The sequence below is a fragment of the Microvirga terrae genome, assembly GCF_013307435.2.
Classification (GTDB): Bacteria; Pseudomonadota; Alphaproteobacteria; order Rhizobiales; family Beijerinckiaceae; genus Microvirga; species Microvirga terrae.
Genome location: NZ_CP102845.1, coordinates 1,001,534 through 1,021,402, shown reverse-complemented (window position 1 = coordinate 1,021,402; position 19,869 = coordinate 1,001,534). Strand labels below are relative to the sequence as shown.

Genomic DNA, 19,869 nt, shown 5'->3' with positions numbered 1-19,869 from the left:
CGATGGCTCAGGATTTCCCGAAACCACCTTTCCCCGATCAGAAGCAGCCCATGCCCGGCTCCAGCGCCGCCATGGACCCGCAGCCCGACTATGGCGAGGACAGCTACAAGGGCTCCGGACGTCTGGCTGACAAGAAGGCGATCATCACCGGCGGCGACAGCGGCATCGGGCGCGCCGTGGCTCTCGCTTATGCCCGCGAGGGTGCAGATGTGCTGATCAGCTATTACAACGAGGAGGAGGACGCCCGCGAGACACAGCGCCTCGTCGAGGCGGCCGGTCGCAAGGCCCTCCTCATGCCCGGCGACATCAAGGATCCGGCCCATTGCCGCGCCATCGTCGATCGCGCCGTGAAGGAGTTCGGCCGCATCGACATTCTGGTCAACAACGCGGCCCATCAGGCCTCGTTCACCTCCATCGAGGAGATCAGCGACGAGGAATGGGACGTTACCTTCCGCACCAACATCCACGCGATGTTCTATCTCTGCAAGGCTGCCGTGCCGCACATGCCTGAAGGCAGCGCGATCATCAACACCACCTCCGTGAACGCCGACACGCCGAGCCCGCAGCTCCTGGCCTATGCCACCACCAAGGGAGCCATCCAGAATTTCACCGGCGGTCTGGCGCAGCTGCTCGCCGAGAAAAACATTCGCGTGAACTGCGTGGCTCCCGGTCCGATCTGGACACCTCTCATCCCCTCCACCATGCCGCCGGAGAAGGTGAAGGAGTTCGGCTCGCAGGTGCCGATGAAGCGTCCCGGGCAGCCAAGAGAGCTGGCATCCGCTTATGTAATGCTGGCGGAGCCGGATTCGAGCTATGTCTCAGGCGCCACCATTGCGGTGACCGGCGGCAAGCCGATCCTCTAAATTTGCAGAGATCGCAACTCGTTCGGCGTGTCGATGTCCTGGAGGATGGATGGGCTCTTCACGGGCCATTCCACCACTCCCGGATGGTCGCGCAGGATCCGGCCCGCCCCGGCATCGCCTGACAGCTCTCTGATGGGATCTTCCAAAGCTCTCGAGAGGACGACCGGATTTCCTCTCTGCCCATCGAACACCGGGATCAGGGCCGCGGGCTGTCCCGATCCGCGCCAGGCGGCCGCAAGTTCGTCGATGAGGTCCGCCGTCACCAGCGGCATGTCTCCCAACAGGACGATGGCCGCCTCGATGCCGGGGGGCAATGCTGAAAAGCCGGCCAGAAGCGACGTTGAGAGACCATCGGCGAAAACGCTGTTGCGCGTCACTTGGACTGGTTGTGTCCTGACCGCCGCTTCCACGTCATCCGCGCGATGGCCCGTCACGACGATCACCGGCCTGGCCGAGGATCGGACGGCTGCCTCCGTCACGTGTCGGACCAGGGGTGTTCCGTCGAGGAGCGCCAGCAGTTTGGGGGCGGGGCCGAACCGCGTTCCGCGTCCCGCCGCCAGGATGATCGCCGCGATGGTGTTCATCGCGACGCGGCCTCGCGCGCGATCCTGCGCTCCCTGCGCAGGAGGGAGATGATCTCGGCCAGGATGGAGACGGCGATCTCCGCCGGAGACACTGCCCCGATGTTGAGACCCACCGGCCCATGAATGCGGGCAAGATCCTCCTCTCCGAAACCGCCCGCGCGCAGGCGATCCAGCCGCTGCGCATGGGACTTCCGCGACCCGAGCGCACCGATGTAGAAGCAGTCGGACCTGAGGGCCTCCACAAGGGCACGATCGTCGATCTTCGGATCATGCGTGAGCGTCAGAACTGCCGTATGGCGGTCGAGACCGATGCGCGTCAGAGCGTCATCCGGCCATTCCGGCAGCAGGTTCACACCCGGAAAGCGCTCAGGCGTGGCAAAGGCGCTGCGCGGATCGATAATCGTGACGGCAAGGTCGAGCCCCGCCGCCATCGGGGCGAGCGCCTGGCCCACATGAACCGCCCCGATGACGAGGAGCTTGATGGACGGAACCTGCACGTTCAGAAAGAACTGTCGTCCGTCCTGCTCAACGAGGCCGCTCTTGCGAAGGTCGAGGTGCTCCTCAAGGCGGTGGCGCAGGGGATCGCCTGCAACGTCCGTCTCGCGGACGAGGCGCTGACGTCCGGTGTCCACCTCCGTGATCAGAACAGCCGCACGGCGAGCGGCGCCTTCCTTGTTCAGGGCCGTGAGAAGATCGAGGTTCATCGAAGCGCCCGATCCGAGCCATGACCCCATGCAGGGCCCGCGGACCCGTCCTCAACTCGCTCGAGATAAATGCGAATGCGCCCGCCGCAGGTGAGCCCGACCTGCCAGGCGGTCTCGTCCGCGACCCCGAACTCCAGCACCCTGGCCCGTCCGTCGGCGATCACATCCATGGCTTCCGTGATGACCGCGCCCTCGACGCAGCCGCCCGAGACGGAACCGAGGAAATTGGCGTCATGGTCGATGACGAGATGGCTGCCGACGGGACGGGGCGCGGATCCCCAGGTCTCGATGACGGTGGCCACCGCAACGCCCCGGCCGGAGCGCTTCCAGTCTTCGGCTTCCTTCAGGATGTCCGCATCGCTCGTGATCATGCCGGCTCCAAGTAGAACGCCGTGGCCCGAAGGCAATCCGCCGTTCCGAACATACCGGACAGCTCAGCCTATCCGAGCAGCTTGTCGATGGTGATCGGGTATTCGCGGACACGTTTTCCCGTGGCATGGAAGATCGCGTTTCCGATCGCCGCGGCGGTTCCGACGACGCCGATTTCGCCCACGCCCTTGATGCCCAGAGGGTTCAGCTTCTCCTCGTGCTCGGACACGAAGATCACGTCGATCTCGTGGATGTCCGCATTCACCGGAACGTGGTACTCGGCAAGATTGTGGTTCATGAAGCGCCCGAGATCATGGTCGAGCATGGATTCCTCTTCCAGCGCCATGCCGATGCCGAACACGACGCCGCCCATGATCTGGCTGCGCGCCGTCTTGGGGTTGAGGATCGTCCCGGCCGCAACGGCATTGACGATCCTGGTCACCCGGATGGTGCCCAGCTCCTCGTCGACCCTGACCTCCGCGAAGATGGCAGAATGGGAGTAGCCGGAATAGCGCATGTTCGTCAGCATGCCGGGGCTGGCCTTTTCCTCCGCTTCGATCCTGTCGACGCCGCCGGCCTGCATGGCCTGCGCAAAGGTCACGAAGGCAGTCGGGTCGCTCATCAGCTGGATCCGCCCGTCGGCGAACGTCACCTGCTCGAGGCTGGAATTGGCCAGAGGCGAGTCGTCCATCTGACGGGCATGCTTGAAGAGCTGCTCCCGAATCGTCTGGCAGGCCTTCTGCACCGCCGAGCCCGAGGAGGCGGCCGTCCATGACCCACCCTGGACGGGCGATTTCGGCAGGCTGGAGTCCCCGATCTTCGCGGTCACCGCCGCCATGGGAAGCCCCAGGGTCTCTGCAGCGATCTGGGTCAGGATCGTGTAGGTGCCGGTGCCGATATCCGTGGTCGCGGTGGCGACTTCGAGCGTGCCGTCAAGGGTTAGGACCGCACGCGCTGCGGTCTTCTGCATGATGGCTTCCCACACGCCTGTCGCCATGCCCCAGCCGACGAGTTCGCGCCCCTCGCGCATGGAGCGGGGCTCGGGGTTGCGCTTGGCCCAGCCGAAGCGCTCGGCCCCTACCTGGTAGCAGGCCCTGAGCTCCTTGCTCGTGAAGGTCTTCTTGTCGGCCTCATCCACCTCGGCGTAATTCCGCAGCCGCAGCTCGATGGGATCGATGCCGGCCGCATAGGCCAGTTCGTCCATGGCGGTTTCGATAGCCGCGACGCCGATGGCCGCTCCAGGAGCACGCATGTCGATGGGCGTGTAGGTATCCACCTGCGCCAGCTTGTAGGTCAGCTTGACGTTGTCGCAATGGTAGAGGAGGTTCGCCCAGTTCACGACGACCTCCTGATAATCCTCGAAGGTGGAGGTGGTCTGGATGGCATCGTGCATGATGGACACGAGCTTCCCGTCCGGGTTGGCTCCCAGCGAGACCGTCTGGATCGTCAGGGGCCTGTAGCCGAAGGTGAACATCTGGTCGCGGGTCAGGACCACGCGGACCGAGCGCTTGAGCTCGAGCGCCGCCATGACGGCCAGGAACAGCTGGTATTGCGGGCGCAGGCCGGATCCGAAGGCTCCGCCGATGAAGGGCGACACCACGCGAACCTGGTCGCTGGAGAGGCCGAAGACGCTCGACACGTAGCTCTGGCTGTTCTGCGCTCCTTGTGTCTTGTCGTGGATGGTGAGCGAGCCGTCGTCTCCGTAGACGACCGTCGAGGCATGAGGCTCCATCGGATTGTGGTGCTCGATGGCGACCCGGTATTCCGCATGGACCTTCACGGGCGCCTGGGCGAAGGCGTCTTCGGCATCGCCGCGCGGGCTCGGCGGCGCCTTGACGCCCGAGCGCTTCTTCGGCGGCACATAGGCCTCGCTCCGCCGGAGATCGAGATCGGTCATGTGGGCGTCGGTCTCGTACGCGACCCGCACGAGCGAGGCCGCATGGGCGGCAAGCTCGAACGACTCGGCGATGACGAGGGCGACTGGCTGGCCGCTATAAATCACCTTGTCGTCATAAAGCGGCCGGAAGGGCGATCCTGGGGGCGCCGTCTCGTCCCGGAACTTGTGGTCGAACCAGGCCGTCCGGGGCCGGTTCTCGTGCGTGAAGACCTGCAGCACGCCCGGCACGGCGAGCGCCGCTGACGTGTCAATCGACGCGATCCGCCCCTTGGCAATGGCGCCCGAGACAACGATCCCGTAGGCGAGGTCCGGCGCGTCGAATTCCGCCGCGTATTTCGCCTCGCCCGTGACCTTGGCGCGGCCGTCCACGCGGTTCTGAGGAGTGCCGATGTAAGCGTTTGCCTGCTGCATGGGCCCTGCCCTCACTGGATCCGCTTGTCGGTTTGAGACTGGGGCGTTCCGGCCGCAGCCTGCGAGAGGGCGCGAATGATTGCCCGTCTGGCGAGATCGATCTTGAACGCGTTGTCCTCGTGGCCCTTGGCATCCTTCAGGATGTGGTCGGCAACCGCGCTGAAGCGATCGCGGGTAGCCGGTTGTCCGTGCAGGAGAGCTTCCGCCTCCCGGTCGCGCCAGGGTTTGTGCGCAACGCCGCCGAGCGCGAGCCTCGCCTCGGCGATGGTGTCTCCCTCCATGCGGAGGGCAGCCGCGACGGAGACGAGCGCGAAAGCATAGGAGAGGCGGTCGCGCAGCTTGAGATAGGTATAGTTGCGGCTGAAATCCGCCGGCGGCAGTTCCACGGACGTGATGATCTCCCCATGCCGCAGGGTGGTGTCGATCTCGGGCCGGTCGTCCGGCAGGCGGTGGAAATCGGACACCGGGATCGCCCGCTCGCCGTCGGGACCCGTCACGTGGACTACGGCCTCCAGGGCCGCCATCGCGACTGCCATGTCGGACGGATGCGTGGCGATGCAGTGCTCGCTGGTTCCCAGAATGGCGTGGATGCGGTTGCGGCCCGTGATCGCCGGGCAGCCCGTGCCCGGCTCGCGCTTGTTGCAGGGCGTGCCGGGGTCGTAGAAATAATAGCAGCGGGTCCGCTGCAGGAGATTGCCGCCCGTCGTCGCGGCATTGCGCAGCTGCGGCGATGCTCCGGCCAGGATGGCGCTGGACAGAAGCGGGTAGCGGTCCGTGACGCGCTTATCGTAGGCGGCCTGGTCGTTTGTCACCAGGGCGCCGATCCGCAGGCCGCCGCCATCCGTCTCGGCGATCTGATCCAGGGGCAGCCGCGTGATGTCGATCAGCCGTTCGGGACGCTCCACGTTGTACTTCATCAGATCGATGAGATTGGTACCGCCGGCGATGAAGCGGACCGTCGGATCGGCCGCGGCCTCCCGGACAGCTTGCTCGACGCTCGACGCGCGCAGGTAGGAAAAACGGTTCATCGCCCGGCCTCCCCGTCGAACCCGATCACCTGTTCGATGGCATCGACGATGTTCGTATAGGCCCCGCAGCGGCAGATGTTGCCGCTCATGAGCTCGCGGATCTCGTCGCGCGTGCGCGCCCGCCCCTCCTCGATCAGAGCGACCCCCGAGCAGATCTGCCCGGGCGTGCAGTAGCCGCATTGAAAGGCATCGTGATCGATGAAAGCCTGCTGCAGGGGATGCAGGTCTCCCCCCTTCGCCAAGCCCTCGACCGTGGTGATGTGTGCTCCGTCCTTCATGGCCGCGAAGGCCATGCAGGAGTTGATCCGCCGGCCGTCGACGATCACCGTGCAGGCTCCGCATTGTCCGTGATCGCAGCCCTTCTTGGTTCCGGTCAGGCCGAGATGATCCCGCAGCAGGTCGAGCAGAACCGTCCAGGGCAGCACGTCGAGCTGCCGGGCTTCGCCGTTGACCGTCAGGGTGATGGAAATTGTTTCCGGCAGAGGCGCGCTTGACTGGCTTGCACTCACCCTGAGCCTCCTCGAGATGAAAAGCGATCGTTCAGGCCAGGACGGAACAGGCTGAGGCGATGGCGGCCACAGGGACGACGACCGTCCGCAGCCACCTTTCAACGGTTCAAATCTGCCCAGGTTCCTGGTGAGCGCTGGCGATGAGGCGTGGCGGATGGCGGCGCTTCGATCCACCTGTCGGGAGCATCACGGCTCCGGAAAGAGCACGCCGCCCAGGATCTCGAGACCGATCTCCTCGCCTTGACGCAGGCTCGTCGCCAGAGGAACCTCGACCTCGAGCTTCGCCCCGTCGGCGTGCGAGACCTCGACCCGCCGCATGGACCCGAGCCGTCGAACCCCGCTGATGGTGCCCGTCTGGTGACCCTGGCCGGGAGCCGTCGGCTTCAGGTGCCAGGGACGGCAATAGAGATGGGACGAGCCGCCGACGGATCTCGCAGGAGCGACCGGCACAGGCTTTCCATGGACCAGCACCCGTCCGTCGCGGATGTCCGCCGGGAACCGGGCGGCCTGGCCGAGAAAAGTCATGACGAAAGGCGTCGCAGGATGATCCTGCATGTCGTCGGGGCTACCGACCTGCTCCACCCTGCCCTGATTAAGGACCGCGACGCGGTCCGCCAGCTCGAGGGCCTCGTCCTGATCGTGCGTGACGAAGACCGTGGTCTTTCCGGTGCGCTCATGGATGTCGCGCAGCCAGGCGCGGAGGTCCTTGCGCACCTTGGCGTCGAGGGCGCCGAAGGGCTCGTCGAGCAAGAGGACGCGTGGCTCGACGGCCAGCGCGCGGGCCAGGGCGACGCGCTGCCGCTGGCCGCCGGAGAGCTGCGCCGGGAACCGGCTTTCATAGCCGGACAGCTGAACCAGATCGAGCAGCTCCGAGGTGCGGCGCCGGATCTCGGCCTTGGGCGGGCGGTTCGCCCGCGTGCGAACATGCAGCCCGTAGGCGATGTTGTCGGCGACGCTCATGTGCTTGAACAGAGCATAATGCTGGAAGACGAAACCGACCTGACGCTTCTGCACCGGCAGCGTGGTGGCATCCAAGCCGCCGAAGAAGACCTGCCCGCGATCCGCCTCCACCAATCCCGCGATGATGCGCAGGAGCGTGGTCTTTCCGGAGCCCGACGGCCCGAGCAGGGCCAGGAGTTCTCCGGGTCGGACGGCGAGGTCGACGTCGTGGAGAGCGGCGGCGCCCGCGAACGCCTTCGTCACGCCGGCAACCCGGATGCCCACGGCCTGGCTCTGATCAGCGATGCGGGCCTCCGGCGAGATCGGCTCCGTGACGCCATTCGAGGAAAGACTTGAGCGCCAATGTGAGGAGGGCGAGGCAAGCGAGGAGCGAGGCGACGGCAAAGGCCGCAACGAAGTTGTACTCATTGTAGAGAATCTCCACATGGAGCGGGATGGTGTTGGTCAGGCCGCGGATGTGCCCCGAGACGACGGATACGGCGCCGAACTCGCCCATGGCGCGGGCATTGCAGAGCAGGACGCCGTAGAGCAGTCCCCATTTGATGTTGGGCAGCGTCACGGTGAGGAAGGTGCGCCAGCCGCTCGCGCCTAGCGTCAGGGCGGCCTCCTCGTCCGCGGTGCCCTGCTCCTGCATGAGCGGGATCAACTGTCGCGCCACGAAGGGGAACGTCACGAAGATGGTGGCCAGCACGATGCCCGGCAGCGCGAAGGCGATCTTGATGCCATGCGCCATGATCCATGATCCCCACAGCCCCTGAGCGCCGAAAAGGAGCAGGTAGATGAGGCCGGAGACGACCGGCGAGACGGAGAACGGCAGGTCGATCAGGGTGATCAGCAGGCTCTTGCCCTTGAACTCGAACTTGGCGATAGCCCACGAGGCCGCGAGGCCGAACGCGACGTTCGCCGGAACGGAGATCGCCGCGACCGTCAGCGTGAGCCTGATCGCCGCCTGTGCGTCCGCCTCCTGGAAGGCCGCGAGGTAGCCGGCCCATCCACGACGGAACGCTTCCACGAAGATGACGGCGAGCGGAAGGATCAGGAACAGGAACAGGAAGATGAGCGCGACCGCGATGGTCAGCCGCCGCACCCAGCGCCGCTCCGTCACGACCGGGACTGACGACGAAGGCGGGGCGAGAAGGGCAACGCTCGCGTCAGACATGACCGAACCTCCTCCGGCTCCAGGCTTGAAGCAGGTTGATCACCAGCAGCGCCGCAAACGAGATCGCCAGCATGATCGTCGCGATCACCGTCGCTCCGGTATAGTCGTATTCGGACAGCTTGATCACGATCAGCAGCGGGGCGATCTCCGACACATAGGGCAGGTTCCCCGCGATGAAAATCACCGAGCCGTATTCGCCCACGGCGCGGGCGAAGGCGAGCGCGAAACCGGTCAGTACGCCGGGGAGGAGCGGCGGGAGAAGTATGCTCCAGACGGTCCGCCACCGGGACGCCCCCAGCAGTGCGGAGGCCTCCTCCAGTTCGCGCTCGCTTTCGGCGATCAGGGGCTGAACCGTCCGGACCGCGAAGGGCAGCCCGATGAACACCAGGGCGACGAAGATGCCGAGAGGCGTATAGGCCACCTTGAGGCCGAGAGGCTCGAGGAAAGAGCCCACCCAGCCGTTCGGCGCGTAGAGCGCCGCCAGCGCGATGCCGGCCACGGCGGTCGGAAGGGCGAAAGGCAGATCGACGATCGCGTCGACGATCCTGCGGCCGGGAAAGTCGTATCGGGTCAGGACCCAGGCGACCAGGAGCCCGAACAGGGACGCCACGGCGGCCGCGACGAGCGAGATGCTGAAGCTCGTCCAGAGCGCAGTCGCAACCCGGGGCTCGGCGGCGACCGCGACGATGCCGGACAGGCCGATCCCCGAGGCCTTGGCGATGAGCGCGCCGAGCGGCAGGAGCACGAGGAGGCTGAGATAGATCAGAGTGTAGCCGAGCGTGATGCCGAAGCCCGGCATCACGCTCGCTTGTTTCAGAGGCAGAAGGGTGCCGGACCGCATGGATCAACGCTTGCTGATCTGGTCGAAGAGCCCGCCCGAGTCGAAATTGTTCTTCTGGATATCGTCCCAGTTACCCTGCAGGGATTCGATTGTGAACAGCTTCAGGTTCGGCAGGGCCGCGAGGTCCTCAGGCTTGGCCGCCTCGGCCTTGCTCGGACGGTAATGGTGCTTGGCGAAGATCGCCTGAGCCTTATCGGAATAGAGGAACTTGAGGTAACCCTCGGCGACCTTGCGCGTGCCTTTGGCGTCCACGTTCGCATCGACGAGCGCCACCGGAGGCTCGGCGAGAATCGACAGGGTCGGCACCACGATCTCGAACTTGTCGCGACCGAACTCGTCGAGCACGAGGAAGGCCTCGTTCTCCCAGGCCGGCAGCACGTCCCCGAGCGCGCGCTGCGCGAAGGTCACGGTCGATCCGCGCGCCCCGGTATCGAGCACGGGCACGTTCCTGTAGAGCGCGGTGACGAACTCTTTCGCCTTGTCGGCGCTCCCGTCCTTCGCGTGGGAATAGCCCCAGGCGGCGAGGAAATTCCAACGTCCGCCGGCAGACGTCTTCGGATTCGGCGTGATGACCTGAATGCCCGGCTTCACCAGATCATCCCAGTCCTTGATGCCCTTCGGATTCCCCTTGCGGACCAGGAAGACGACGGTCGACGTGTAGGGCAGTGAATTGTTGGGCAGCCTGCTGCGCCAGTCGGTCGGGATCTTCTTGGTGGCCTTGGCAATCGCGTCGATGTCGGAGGGAATGCCGAGCGTCACCACATCGGCGTCGATCCCGTCGATCACCGTGCGGGCCTGCGCGCCCGATCCGCCGTGCGACGCGCGGACATTGACCGCCTCGCCGGTCTGCGCCTTCCACTCGTCCGCGAAGGCCTGATTGATCTCGCGGTAAAGCTCACGGGTCGGATCGTAGGACACGTTCAGCAGTTGCGTCTGCGCCGACACCGCGCCGGACAAGGTCAGGAGACCAGCGCCGCCGATCACCAGCGCAGCCACGACGGACCGCAGGCGGAAGGGTCGGCTCTCACTGGCGATATTCAAGAACCTGCCTTGCGAGACTCTGTTTTGCACGTGACCCTCCTGGGCTTTGACCGCGGCGGCTCGATCTATGAAACGTCCGACCGACGCTTGTCTGGAACGAAGCAAAGAACTATCCGTTAAAAAGAACGATTGTCAAATTGAGCGAGGCGGCCCCTTCTCAATTTCGAGATCAATGATGCCGTTGATGCACCTCGGACTGGCCTGATCGTGGAAATCTATTTCAGTCCGGCAAGTCATTCGAAGGAAAATCGTTCTCGTTTGTGCCTCCACAACGCACGATCATTCTTATTTCAGCCGCCGTTGCGGAAGCCGGCGATTTCTTGTCTGGTTTGAGCCAAAACTACGCTCTTCGAGAACGTTGTGCCACGAAGGCTCCGTTCCGGAGATGAATCTTACCCTAAAAAGTTGTTCTTTAAAAAGAACATTTTTATTGACTCCTGCTCCCGCTGGAACAACACTTCCATCAGGCCAGTCGGGCGCGAGAACATGCACCGGCTGGCCCGCACCGTCTCGTCAGGCACTGGGGTCGTTTCGACTCTCGTGCCGGGCTCCGCGAGGGTTTGTAACTTGCTTCTTGGGAACGACCGCGAATCGGCAGCGCGCACGGGATCGGAAGAGTGAGACTGCACCCTGCTTTGTAGACTTGACGATCAGCCAACAGATGCACTGCGCAGAAGGAATCCCGCGATGACACTTCAAATCGGACAGACCGCCCCTGACTTCGAAACGGTCACGACGGATGGCCCCATCCGTTTCCATGAGTGGATCGGCGATTCCTGGGCGGTACTGTTTTCTCATCCGAAAAACTTCACGCCCGTCTGCACCACCGAATTGGGCGAAGTGGCGCGCCTGAAGCCGGAATTCGACCGACGCGGCGTGAAGGTGATCGGCTTTTCCGTCGATCCGGTCGAGAAGCACGCGGCCTGGGCGCGCGACATCGAAGAGACGCAAGGGGCGGCCGTCAATTATCCGATCATCGGCGACCAGGACCTCTCGATTTCAAAGCTCTATGGCATGCTGCCGGCCCAAGCAGGCGACACGGCGGAGGGGCGGACGGCCGCCGACAACCAGACGGTCCGCAACGTCTTCATCATCGGCCCGGACAAGAAGATCAAGCTGGTCCTGGTCTATCCCATGACCACGGGCCGCAACTTCGACGAGGTGCTGCGGGTCATCGACTCCCTCCAGCTCACGGCAAAGCATCGCGTTGCGACTCCGGCGAACTGGAAGCAAGGCGAGGACGTCATCATCGCGGGCTCGGTCTCGGACGAGGAGGCCAAGGGACTCTATCCGGGCGGCTGGAAGGCGCCCAAGCCCTATCTGCGCATCGTGCCGCAGCCGAAGGCGAACTGATCCCATCCCTGTCCCTGCTCTCGGCCTCTGCTGACCATGACCACGGCACCGCTCGTCTCTCTCGAATGGCTCACCGGTCGTCCCGGCGATCGATCGATCCTGGTCGTGGATATCCGGTCGACGGAGAGCGGCGGCCGGGCGTCCTTCGAGGCGGGGCACATCCCCGGCGCCGTTCACAGCGACTACGCCGCGGACGGCTGGCGTGTCGCGGCGGGAGGCGCCGGCGGCCTTCTGCCGGACATTGCGCACTTATCCGGCATCCTGAGCCGCATCGGCCTCACACCCGAGCGCCAGGCGATCATTGTGTCGGCCGGAGAGGCTCCATCCGATTTCAGTGCGGCGGCCCGGGTCTTCTGGACCTTGAAGACCGCAGGTCATGAGCGGGTCTCGATCCTCGACGGCGGCTACCGGGCCTGGCACGACAGCGGAAATGCAGTCGAAACAGGACCGGCGGTGCCGACGGAAAGCGCCCCTTACCCCGTCCGGCTCGACGAAGGCTCGAGAGCCAAGATCGATGCCGTCGAGACGGCCCTTGAGCGAACCGAAGCGACACTTCTCGACGGGCGCTCGCAGGCGCAGTTCGAGGGCCGAGACAAAAGTCCGCAAGTCGCCCGCGCCGGCCGCCTGCCGGGCGCCGTCCATCTGGATCAGGCGAAGGCCTTCCAGCCGGGCACGGGTCAGTTGCGGCCCTTCGCCGACCTCGAACGGCTCTTCGGCGACATACCGCCCGGACCGGTGATCAGCTACTGCAACACCGGCCACCTCGCCTCGACCAACTGGTTCGTTCTCTCGGCATTGCTCGGGCGGCCGGACGTCAGGCTCTACGACGGCTCGATGTCGGAATGGGCGCAGGATTCCAGCAGGCCCGTCGTCACGGATCCGGACCTCGTCCGATAACCATCAAACCGGCTCGAGCGCCTGCAGCAGATCGTCGATCAGGTCATCCTCGTGCTCAAGGCCAATCGACAGCCTGACCAGCCCTTCGGAGACTCCCATCTCCGCCCTCTCCTCCGGTGTGAAGCGCTGGTGCGTCGTCGTGGCCGGATGGGTGATGAGGCTCTTGGCATCGCCGAGATTGTTGGAGATCCGGATGAGTTCGAGGGCGTTCAGGAAGCGGAAGGCCCCGGCCTTGCCTCCTTCGATCTCCAGGGCGATCAGGGTCGAGCCGCCCGTCATCTGCCGGGCAATGATGTCCGCCTGCGGATGATCGGCCCGGCCCGGATAGATCAGGCGGCGGATCTTGGAATGTCCCGCCAGGGCATCGGCGACGGCGGCGGCCGTCAGGGTCTGGCGCTCCACCCGCAGGGGCAGCGTTTCCAGGCTCTTCAGAAGCACCCAGGCGTTGAACGGCGACATCGACGGGCCGGTCTGCCGCAGCAGGGTGTGAACGTGGGTCTGGATGAACTCCTCGGAGGCAAGAATTACGCCGCCGAGGCAGCGCCCCTGCCCGTCGATATGCTTGGTGGCCGAATACACCACGCAATCGGCACCGAGCCGCAGCGGCTTTTGCCAGATCGGGGATGAGAACACGTTGTCGACCACGAATTTCGCTCCGGCCCGGCGGGCGATGCCCGCGACGGCTTCGATGTCGATGACTTCGAGCGTGGGATTGGCCGGGCTTTCCAGGAAAAACACTTTCGTCTCCGGCCGCACCGCGTTGCGCCACGCATCGAGATCCGTTCCGTCGACCAGAGTGGCGGCCACGCCGAATCGCGGCAGGAGTTCGGCCACGACATAGCGGCAGGAGCCGAAGAGGGCCCGGGCCGCAACGATGTGGTCGCCCGCCTGCAGCAGGCCCATGAGGGCCGCCGTCACGGCGGCCATGCCGGTCGCGGTCGCGCGCGCGGCTTCAGCGCCTTCGAAGGAGGCCATCCGCTGCTCGAACATCGTGACGGTCGGGTTCGAGAAGCGGGCGTAGAGAAACCCGGGACTCTCCCCGGTAAAGCGGGCTTCGCAGTCCTCGGCGCTTTCATAGACGTGGCCCTGCGTGAGGAAGAGCGCCTCGGAGGTCTCGCCGAAATCCGAGCGCAGCGTGCCGTCATGGACAAGTCGGGTCTGCGCATGCAGGGACCGGTTTCGCGGGGAACGCTCGCTCATGGGTCTTCCTTCAACCTTGCCCGGCCACGGCCTCCCGACGGCTCAGGGCATTTGACACGATGATGAATGTGCGGGGCGAGGATCGCGCCTCTAATTGACGCTCGAGCTCTGCGGCCCGCCGCCATGCTTCCCGGTGGCGACGGACAGGCCGTAGCGGATGCGGGCCCACAGGCGCTCGTGGCCGTAATATAGCACGAGCTTGGTCACGACCTCGGTCGCGCCGATCGCTGCCGCCAGGCGAACGTCCTGGGTCAGGACGACCGCGGCACCGATGGTTGCAACGGATCCGATGACCCGCCACGACATGGCCTTGAGAGCGCTCCGCCGCTTTTGCTCGCCGGTCCACTTGATCCAGGCCAGCGGAGCATTGGTCCGGACCACGTCGAGATTGACCGGCTGTTCCGAAGCGGCGCCATCCACGAGACCAATCGCAACCGTGTCGAAACTCTCCCGGTCGATGAGGATGAAGCCGCCGGTGCGACGGCTCTGCGCGTACGGGTCGAAGGCGACAGGCTGGTCCAGGGCGAGAACCACGTGGCCGATATCGTTGGGCCCGAGCGACGACACGGGCACGGAGGCGAGCGATGCGAGATCGATTCGCTGCCGCACGCGCACGACCCGCGCGGGCACGGCCGCTGCCCCGAGCTTCAGAAGAAACTGATCGCCTTCTTTCAAATGCTCCGTGGCCATCCAGAACAGGCGGGCTTCGATCCTGTCGGAAACCTGCGCCTGTCGCTCCACCGAAGCGATGACGTCTCCTCGGGAGATATCCACCTCGTCGGACAGGGTGAGTGTGACGGATTGCCCGGTAATCGCCTCGGCCAGGTCGCCGTCCATCGTCACGATCCGGTCAACGGCAGTCTCAAGCCCGGAGGGCAGGATCCGCACTCGCGATCCCGGCCGGATCCGACCGCTCGTGACGATGCCGGCGAACCCGCGGAAGTTCGGGCTCGGCCGATTGACCCACTGGACCGGCATGCGGAACGGCTCCGCATCGGCCTTCTGCTCGACCTCGATGGTTTCGAGATAGGCAAGCAGCGTCGGCCCCTCGTACCAGCCGGCCTGTGACGACGGTTCGACCACGTTGTCGCCGTTGAGAGCCGATACCGGGATGGCGTCGATCCGATCGAAGCCCAGATTGACCGCGAAGGCCCGGAACTCCGCTCCGATCTGGTCGAATTTCTCCCTGGACCACGCCACGAGATCCATCTTGTTGATCGCCAGGGCCACGTGACGGATCCCGAGCATCGACACGAGAAGGGCGTGGCGGCGCGTCTGGCGCGTGATGCCCTTGCGCGCATCGATGAGCAGGATGGCGACATCGGCCGTCGACGCACCCGTGGCCATGTTGCGCGTGTATTGCTCATGGCCGGGAGTGTCGGCCACGATGAAGCTCCGCTGGTCTGTCGAGAAGAAGCGATAGGCGACATCGATGGTGATGCCCTGCTCGCGTTCACTGGCCAGCCCATCGACCAGAAGGGCAAAGTCGATGCCGCCATCCTGCGTTCCGTGCCTGCGCGAGTCGCGCTCGAGCGTTGCGAGCTGGTCGTCGAACAAACGCTTGGACTCGTACAGCAGGCGGCCGATCAGCGTGGACTTTCCATCGTCGACGGAGCCGCAGGTGATGAACCGCAACAGGCTCTTGCGCTCATGCGCCGCGAGATAATCCTCCAGCTTGAAACTCTCGGGTTCGAGATGAACCGACATCAGAAGTAGCCCTCTTGCTTCTTGCGTTCCATGGACGCCGCGGTGTCCTTGTCGATGGCGCGTCCATGGCGTTCGGACGTCCGCGCCTCGAGCGTCTCGCGAATGATGTCGGGGAGAGTGGACGCGGTGCTCTCCACGGCCCCGGTCAGGGGGTAGCAGCCGAGCGTCCTGAACCGCACGGACCGCAGTTGCGGCCGCTCGCCCGGATGAAGCGGCAATCTTTCATCATCCACGAGGATGAGCATGCCGTCCCGCTCCACAACCGGACGCTCGGCGGCAAAATAGAGCGGAACGATGGGGATGTTCTCCCGGTGGATGTAGAGCCAGATGTCGAGCTCAGTCCAATTGGAGAGTGGAAAGACGCGCAGGCTCTCGCCTCGGCGCTTGCGTCCGTTATAGAGCTGCCAGGGCTCGGGCCGCTGGCGCTTGGGATCCCAGCGGTGATGGGCGTTGCGCAGCGAGAACACCCGTTCCTTGGCTCGCGACTTCTCCTCGTCGCGACGGGCGCCGCCGAACGCGGCATCGAACTCGTACTGCTCGAGCGCCTGCTTGAGCGCCTGGGTTTTCATGACGTCGGTATGCACTTCCGAGCCATGGCTGATCGGACCGATGTTGCGGGCAAGACCGTCCTGATTGGTGTGCACCAGAAGATCAATCCCGAGTTCGCGCGCGCGTCGGTCCCGGAAAGCGATCATTTCGCGAAACTTCCAGGTCGTGTCCACATGCAGAAGGGGAAACGGCAGCCTTGCCGGATAGAACGCCTTGAGAGCAAGGTGCAGCAGGACCGAAGAGTCCTTGCCGATGGAATACAGCATGACGGGATTGTCGCTTTCGGCGACGGCCTCGCGCATGATGTAGATGCTTTCCGCTTCAAGGCGGTCGAGATGGGTCAAGTCCGACCGCAGCCCCTTGCCCTCGGACAGAGCCCCTTGAGGCTCGGACCGCTTTGCGTAGCGCACATCTCCCGCGTCACGCCCGCCGATCATGGGAATGCTCCTGAATTCTCTGGGTCGGCACGAGATGCAGGCCACATTCCTTCTTGGCCTCCTGCTCCCACCACCAGCGGCCTGCACGCTCGGGCTCGCCGAGACGAACCGCCCGGGTGCAGGGTGCGCAGCCGATGGATGGGTATCCCTGGTCGTGCAGCGGATTGTAAGGAACGGCGTTGTCGGTGACATAGCGGACGAGGTCCTGTCGGCTCCAATCCGCCAGGGGATTGAGCTTGATCAGGCGATACCCTTCGTCCTGCAAGGCCAGCGGCACGGCCGCGCGAAAGGCGGATTGTTCGGCGCGAAGACCCGTGACCCATCCGGCCGCCCCAGCGAGAGCCCGGCCCAGGGGCTCGACCTTGCGGATGTCGCAGCAGGCTTTCCGGGCCTCGACCGAGTGACGGAAACCGTTGACGCCCTGGCGGGCCACCAGGGCCTCCAGGTCGGAACAGTCGGGACTGACCGCGTTGATCCGACGCCCGTAGCGCTCCTCCGTCTGCGCCCAGAGGTCATAGGTCTCGGGAAACAGCCGGCCGGTGTCGAGAGTCACGAGCTCGATGTGAATGTCGAGACCCGCCCTGAAGATCGCATGGGTGATCGCCTGGTCTTCAAGACCGAAGCTGGTCGTGAAGACCAGCCGGCCGTTGATCGCACGCGACGCGAGGGCAAGGCGTTCCGCGAGGCCCACTTCTTTCATGGCGCGGGCCAAAGCGTCGGCCTGCACGCCTCCTGAGCCCATATCCATCGTCAAATTCTCCAAAGCGCAAAATCGAACTTGTTCTTAATAACGAACGGTGTCAAGGTCAGGCTGTACTGAACCGGGGCGCGGACCGCTCGCCGTCTCGGCCAGGACGTCGCAAGAAGAGAATATTTTTCCCTGAAACGTGAAAAGCGAGGGGAGCAATATTCATCGAAGTACGGGATGCAGAGATGGACCGCATCGACCGAAAAATTTTAGATCTTCTTCAGCAAGATGGCACACTTTCTGTCGCTGACATCGGCCACCGGGTCGGCCTCTCCCAAACTCCGTGCTGGAAACGCATCCAGCGCCTCGAAGCCCAGGGGGTGATTCAACGCCGGGTGGCCCTTCTGGACCCGGAGAAGCTCGGGCTTGGCCTGACGGTCTTCGTCTGCGTCGAGGCCGGCGACCACACGCAGGAATCCTTGGAGCGCTTCGCAACGACGATCTCGACCATGAGTGAGGTGGTCGAGTTCCACCGCATGGCCGGGGACGTGGATTACCTGCTGCGGGTGGTCGTTCCGGACGTCAAGGCCTACGACCTGTTCTACAAGCGTTTGATCGGCATCGTCCCCTTGAAGAACGTCAGTTCGCGCTTCAGCGTCGAACGGGTGAAGTCCACGACGGCACTGCCGATCGAGATCACGGCCTGAGGCCTGACACGGTCCCGAGCCGGGTGCGCACCTACCCCTTTCTAGCCAAGCCCCGGGTTCCGCAGAATTCTCTTCTCCGCGGGCCAGCCGAGACAAAAGAATTTTCTTCCGGAACTGGTTCTTTAAAAAGAACGTTTCATTGACTTCATCCAGAGCTGAGCGCGAAACTGAAGCCATGTCAGCATTTGCTCTTCTGCCTCAAACCGCGCCCTTCGGGGACGACGACCGGCTCAGCCTCGATCGCGTCCTGAGCGCCGCTTCTCCCATTCAGCGCGCATGGCTCGCGGGCTTCCTGGCCGGGATCGATGCGGGTCAGGCGCCCCTCCCCCGGGTGGATGCACCTGCCCGTGCGTCAGAGCCGCTCACGATCCTCTTCGCCAGCGAGTCGGGCAATGCGGAGCGGCTGGCCCAGGACGTGGCGAAGCTCGCCCGCAAGGACGGCTTCAAGCCGAAGATCGTCGATTTCGCCGATCTCGACGTGGCCGACCTGCCGCAGCACGGAAAGCTGGTGGTGATCGCCGCCACCTGGGGCGAAGGCGAGCCGCCGGGGCGTGCTGCCCGGGCCTATGCGGCTCTCATGGGACCATCGGCGCCTCGTCTCGAAGGTACGAGCTTCGCCGTCCTGGCGCTGGGCGACACCGCCTATGCGGAATTCTGCGGCGTCGGCAAAGCCCTCGATGCGCGGCTGGCCGAACTCGGCGCCGTACGCGCGGCAGACAGGGTCGATTGCGACCTGGATTTCGAGGCGCCCGCCGCGGCCTGGATCAAGACCACGCTCGCAGCCTTCGCACCGGCCCAGGAGAGTCCGGCCCAGGAGAGTTCGGGCAACGTGGTGTCGGTCGATTTCGGCCCCCGCGTCAGCGTCGAGCCGAGCCGGGATGCCGTGATCGGCGAGGTGATCGAGCATGTCAACCTGAGTTCCTCGCGCTCCGACAAGGAGACGATTCACCTGGCGCTCGGCTTCGACGGCGCCGCGCCGGCTTATGAGCCCGGCGACGCGCTCGAGCTGTTTCCCGAGAACGACCCGGCCCTCGTGGACGCCGTTCTCGCGGCGACAGGACTGCAGGCCGATGACAGCTTGCGCACCACATTGACGACCGAGCGCGACATCACGACCCTCGCGGTCAAGACCCTCGAAACCTTCGCGGCCGAGACCGGCCATGCGGAGCTCCGCAGGCTCCTGGATGAGGGACAGGCGCGCTCCTGGATCGACGGACGCCAGTTCATCGATCTCGTCGAAGCCTACCCCGTCACGCTGACCGCCCAGCAACTCACGGCGCTCACCCGGCCTCTCCCGCCGCGGGCCTATTCCATCGCGTCCTCGCGCAGGGAGGTCGGCGACGAGGCGCATCTTCTCATCGCAGCTGTCCGCTATGAAGCCCATGGGCGCGTGCGCCGGGGTGTCGCGTCGACCTTCGTGGCGGACCGCCTCAAGGCGGGCGCGGCCGCCCGCGTTCGCCTAAAGCCCAACAAGCATTTCCGGCTGCCAGAGCCTTCCACCGACATCATCATGATCGGCCCGGGAACCGGCATTGCTCCCTTCCGCGCCTTCGTGCAGGAACGGCGTGCCCTTGGAGCAGGCGGCAGATCCTGGCTGTTCTTCGGCGACCGGCGCTACACGCACGATTTCCTCTATCAGCTGGAATGGCAGGATGCCCTGAGGGACGGATCGCTCGCCCGGCTCGACCTCGCCTTCTCGCGCGACACGCCACAGAAGGTATATGTGCAGCACCGCCTCTGGGAGCAGCGCCGCGACCTCGTCGACTGGCTGGACAACGGTGCGCAGGTCTATGTCTGCGGCGACGCCAAGGCGATGGCGAAGGATGTTCGCGCCGCCCTCGTTGCAGCCTTCGCCGACGTGAAGGCCCTTTCCCCCGAGGCGGCCGAACACGCCGTCACGGAACTCGAGCGCGGCCGGCGCTATCACCAAGACGTTTATTGAGAAGCACGAACGATGTCCAAGGA

At 64.9% G+C, this 19,869-nt stretch carries 19 protein-coding genes; 5 read left to right on the top strand and 14 right to left on the bottom strand.

Features of this window, described 5'->3' with window-relative positions:
* Positions 1-2 precede the first annotated feature (2 nt).
* Positions 3-863 carry a glucose 1-dehydrogenase gene (locus HPT29_RS04735; protein WP_173947897.1) on the top strand — a complete coding sequence of 287 codons (861 nt, stop codon included), beginning with the start codon at positions 3-5 and terminating at the stop codon, positions 861-863.
* Here the strand turns inward: HPT29_RS04735 and HPT29_RS04730 are convergent.
* From HPT29_RS04730 to HPT29_RS04685, 10 genes are all read right to left on the bottom strand, one after another.
* Positions 860-1,447, bottom strand: coding sequence for a nucleotidyltransferase family protein (locus HPT29_RS04730; protein ID WP_173947896.1), 588 nt, complete (start codon positions 1,445-1,447; stop codon positions 860-862). The two genes, HPT29_RS04735 and HPT29_RS04730, sit on opposite strands and share 4 nt — an antisense overlap.
* On the bottom strand, positions 1,444-2,151 hold the full coding sequence (locus tag HPT29_RS04725) for an XdhC family protein (RefSeq protein ID WP_173947895.1): 708 nt from the start codon (positions 2,149-2,151) through the stop codon (positions 1,444-1,446). The genes HPT29_RS04730 and HPT29_RS04725 overlap by 4 nt, the downstream gene beginning before the upstream one ends.
* Positions 2,148-2,522 carry an XdhC family protein gene (locus tag HPT29_RS04720; protein ID WP_173947894.1) on the bottom strand — a complete coding sequence of 125 codons (375 nt, stop codon included), beginning with the start codon at positions 2,520-2,522 and terminating at the stop codon, positions 2,148-2,150. Before HPT29_RS04720 ends, HPT29_RS04725 begins: the two co-directional genes overlap by 4 nt.
* Positions 2,523-2,590: 68 nt before the next feature.
* Complete coding sequence (locus HPT29_RS04715) at positions 2,591-4,828, bottom strand: xanthine dehydrogenase family protein molybdopterin-binding subunit (RefSeq protein WP_173947893.1); 2,238 nt, start codon at positions 4,826-4,828, stop codon at positions 2,591-2,593.
* An 11-nt stretch (positions 4,829-4,839) separates the two neighbouring features.
* Positions 4,840-5,856, bottom strand: coding sequence for an FAD binding domain-containing protein (locus HPT29_RS04710; protein ID WP_173947892.1), 1,017 nt, complete (start codon positions 5,854-5,856; stop codon positions 4,840-4,842).
* A complete protein-coding gene (locus tag HPT29_RS04705) occupies positions 5,853-6,365 on the bottom strand; it encodes a (2Fe-2S)-binding protein (protein ID WP_259060476.1) in 513 nt (170 codons plus the stop codon). Before HPT29_RS04705 ends, HPT29_RS04710 begins: the two co-directional genes overlap by 4 nt.
* Positions 6,366-6,551: 186 nt before the next feature.
* Entirely contained in the window at positions 6,552-7,589 is a 1,038-nt protein-coding gene (locus HPT29_RS04700) for a sulfate/molybdate ABC transporter ATP-binding protein (RefSeq protein ID WP_210811492.1), read from the bottom strand.
* A gap of 13 nt (positions 7,590-7,602) precedes the next feature.
* The gene (gene cysW, locus HPT29_RS04695) at positions 7,603-8,484 is read right to left on the bottom strand and encodes a sulfate ABC transporter permease subunit CysW (protein WP_173947891.1); all 882 of its coding nucleotides are present in this window, start codon (positions 8,482-8,484) and stop codon (positions 7,603-7,605) included.
* Positions 8,477-9,325, bottom strand: coding sequence for a sulfate ABC transporter permease subunit CysT (gene cysT, locus HPT29_RS04690; protein WP_173947890.1), 849 nt, complete (start codon positions 9,323-9,325; stop codon positions 8,477-8,479). Before cysT ends, cysW begins: the two co-directional genes overlap by 8 nt.
* A gap of 3 nt (positions 9,326-9,328) precedes the next feature.
* A complete protein-coding gene (locus HPT29_RS04685) occupies positions 9,329-10,360 on the bottom strand; it encodes a sulfate ABC transporter substrate-binding protein (protein WP_371823200.1) in 1,032 nt (343 codons plus the stop codon).
* 693 nt (positions 10,361-11,053) lie between these two features.
* Between HPT29_RS04685 and HPT29_RS04680 the strand changes: the two genes are divergently transcribed.
* Both HPT29_RS04680 and HPT29_RS04675 read left to right on the top strand, forming a co-directional pair.
* On the top strand, positions 11,054-11,719 hold the full coding sequence (locus HPT29_RS04680) for a peroxiredoxin (RefSeq protein WP_173947889.1): 666 nt from the start codon (positions 11,054-11,056) through the stop codon (positions 11,717-11,719).
* A gap of 36 nt (positions 11,720-11,755) precedes the next feature.
* Complete coding sequence (locus HPT29_RS04675) at positions 11,756-12,616, top strand: sulfurtransferase (RefSeq protein ID WP_173947888.1); 861 nt, start codon at positions 11,756-11,758, stop codon at positions 12,614-12,616.
* A gap of 3 nt (positions 12,617-12,619) precedes the next feature.
* On the opposite strand, the gene HPT29_RS04670 is transcribed toward HPT29_RS04675, so the two are convergent.
* From HPT29_RS04670 to HPT29_RS04655, 4 genes are all read right to left on the bottom strand, one after another.
* Positions 12,620-13,816 (bottom strand): O-succinylhomoserine sulfhydrylase, encoded by a 1,197-nt coding sequence (locus tag HPT29_RS04670; RefSeq protein ID WP_173947887.1) that lies wholly within the window; start codon positions 13,814-13,816, stop codon positions 12,620-12,622.
* 90 nt (positions 13,817-13,906) lie between these two features.
* A complete protein-coding gene (gene cysN, locus HPT29_RS04665; RefSeq protein ID WP_173947886.1) occupies positions 13,907-15,523 on the bottom strand; it encodes a sulfate adenylyltransferase subunit CysN in 1,617 nt (538 codons plus the stop codon).
* Entirely contained in the window at positions 15,523-16,374 is an 852-nt protein-coding gene (gene cysD / locus HPT29_RS04660; protein ID WP_259060664.1) for a sulfate adenylyltransferase subunit CysD, read from the bottom strand. Before cysD ends, cysN begins: the two co-directional genes overlap by 1 nt.
* 118 nt (positions 16,375-16,492) lie before the next feature.
* On the bottom strand, positions 16,493-17,251 hold the full coding sequence (locus HPT29_RS04655) for a phosphoadenylyl-sulfate reductase (protein WP_173947915.1): 759 nt from the start codon (positions 17,249-17,251) through the stop codon (positions 16,493-16,495).
* 191 nt (positions 17,252-17,442) lie between these two features.
* Between HPT29_RS04655 and HPT29_RS04650 the strand changes: the two genes are divergently transcribed.
* Both HPT29_RS04650 and HPT29_RS04645 read left to right on the top strand, forming a co-directional pair.
* Positions 17,443-17,904, top strand: coding sequence for an Lrp/AsnC family transcriptional regulator (locus HPT29_RS04650; protein WP_173947885.1), 462 nt, complete (start codon positions 17,443-17,445; stop codon positions 17,902-17,904).
* A 175-nt stretch (positions 17,905-18,079) separates the two neighbouring features.
* On the top strand, positions 18,080-19,846 hold the full coding sequence (locus HPT29_RS04645; protein WP_173947884.1) for a diflavin oxidoreductase: 1,767 nt from the start codon (positions 18,080-18,082) through the stop codon (positions 19,844-19,846).
* Positions 19,847-19,869: the final 23 nt, after the last annotated feature.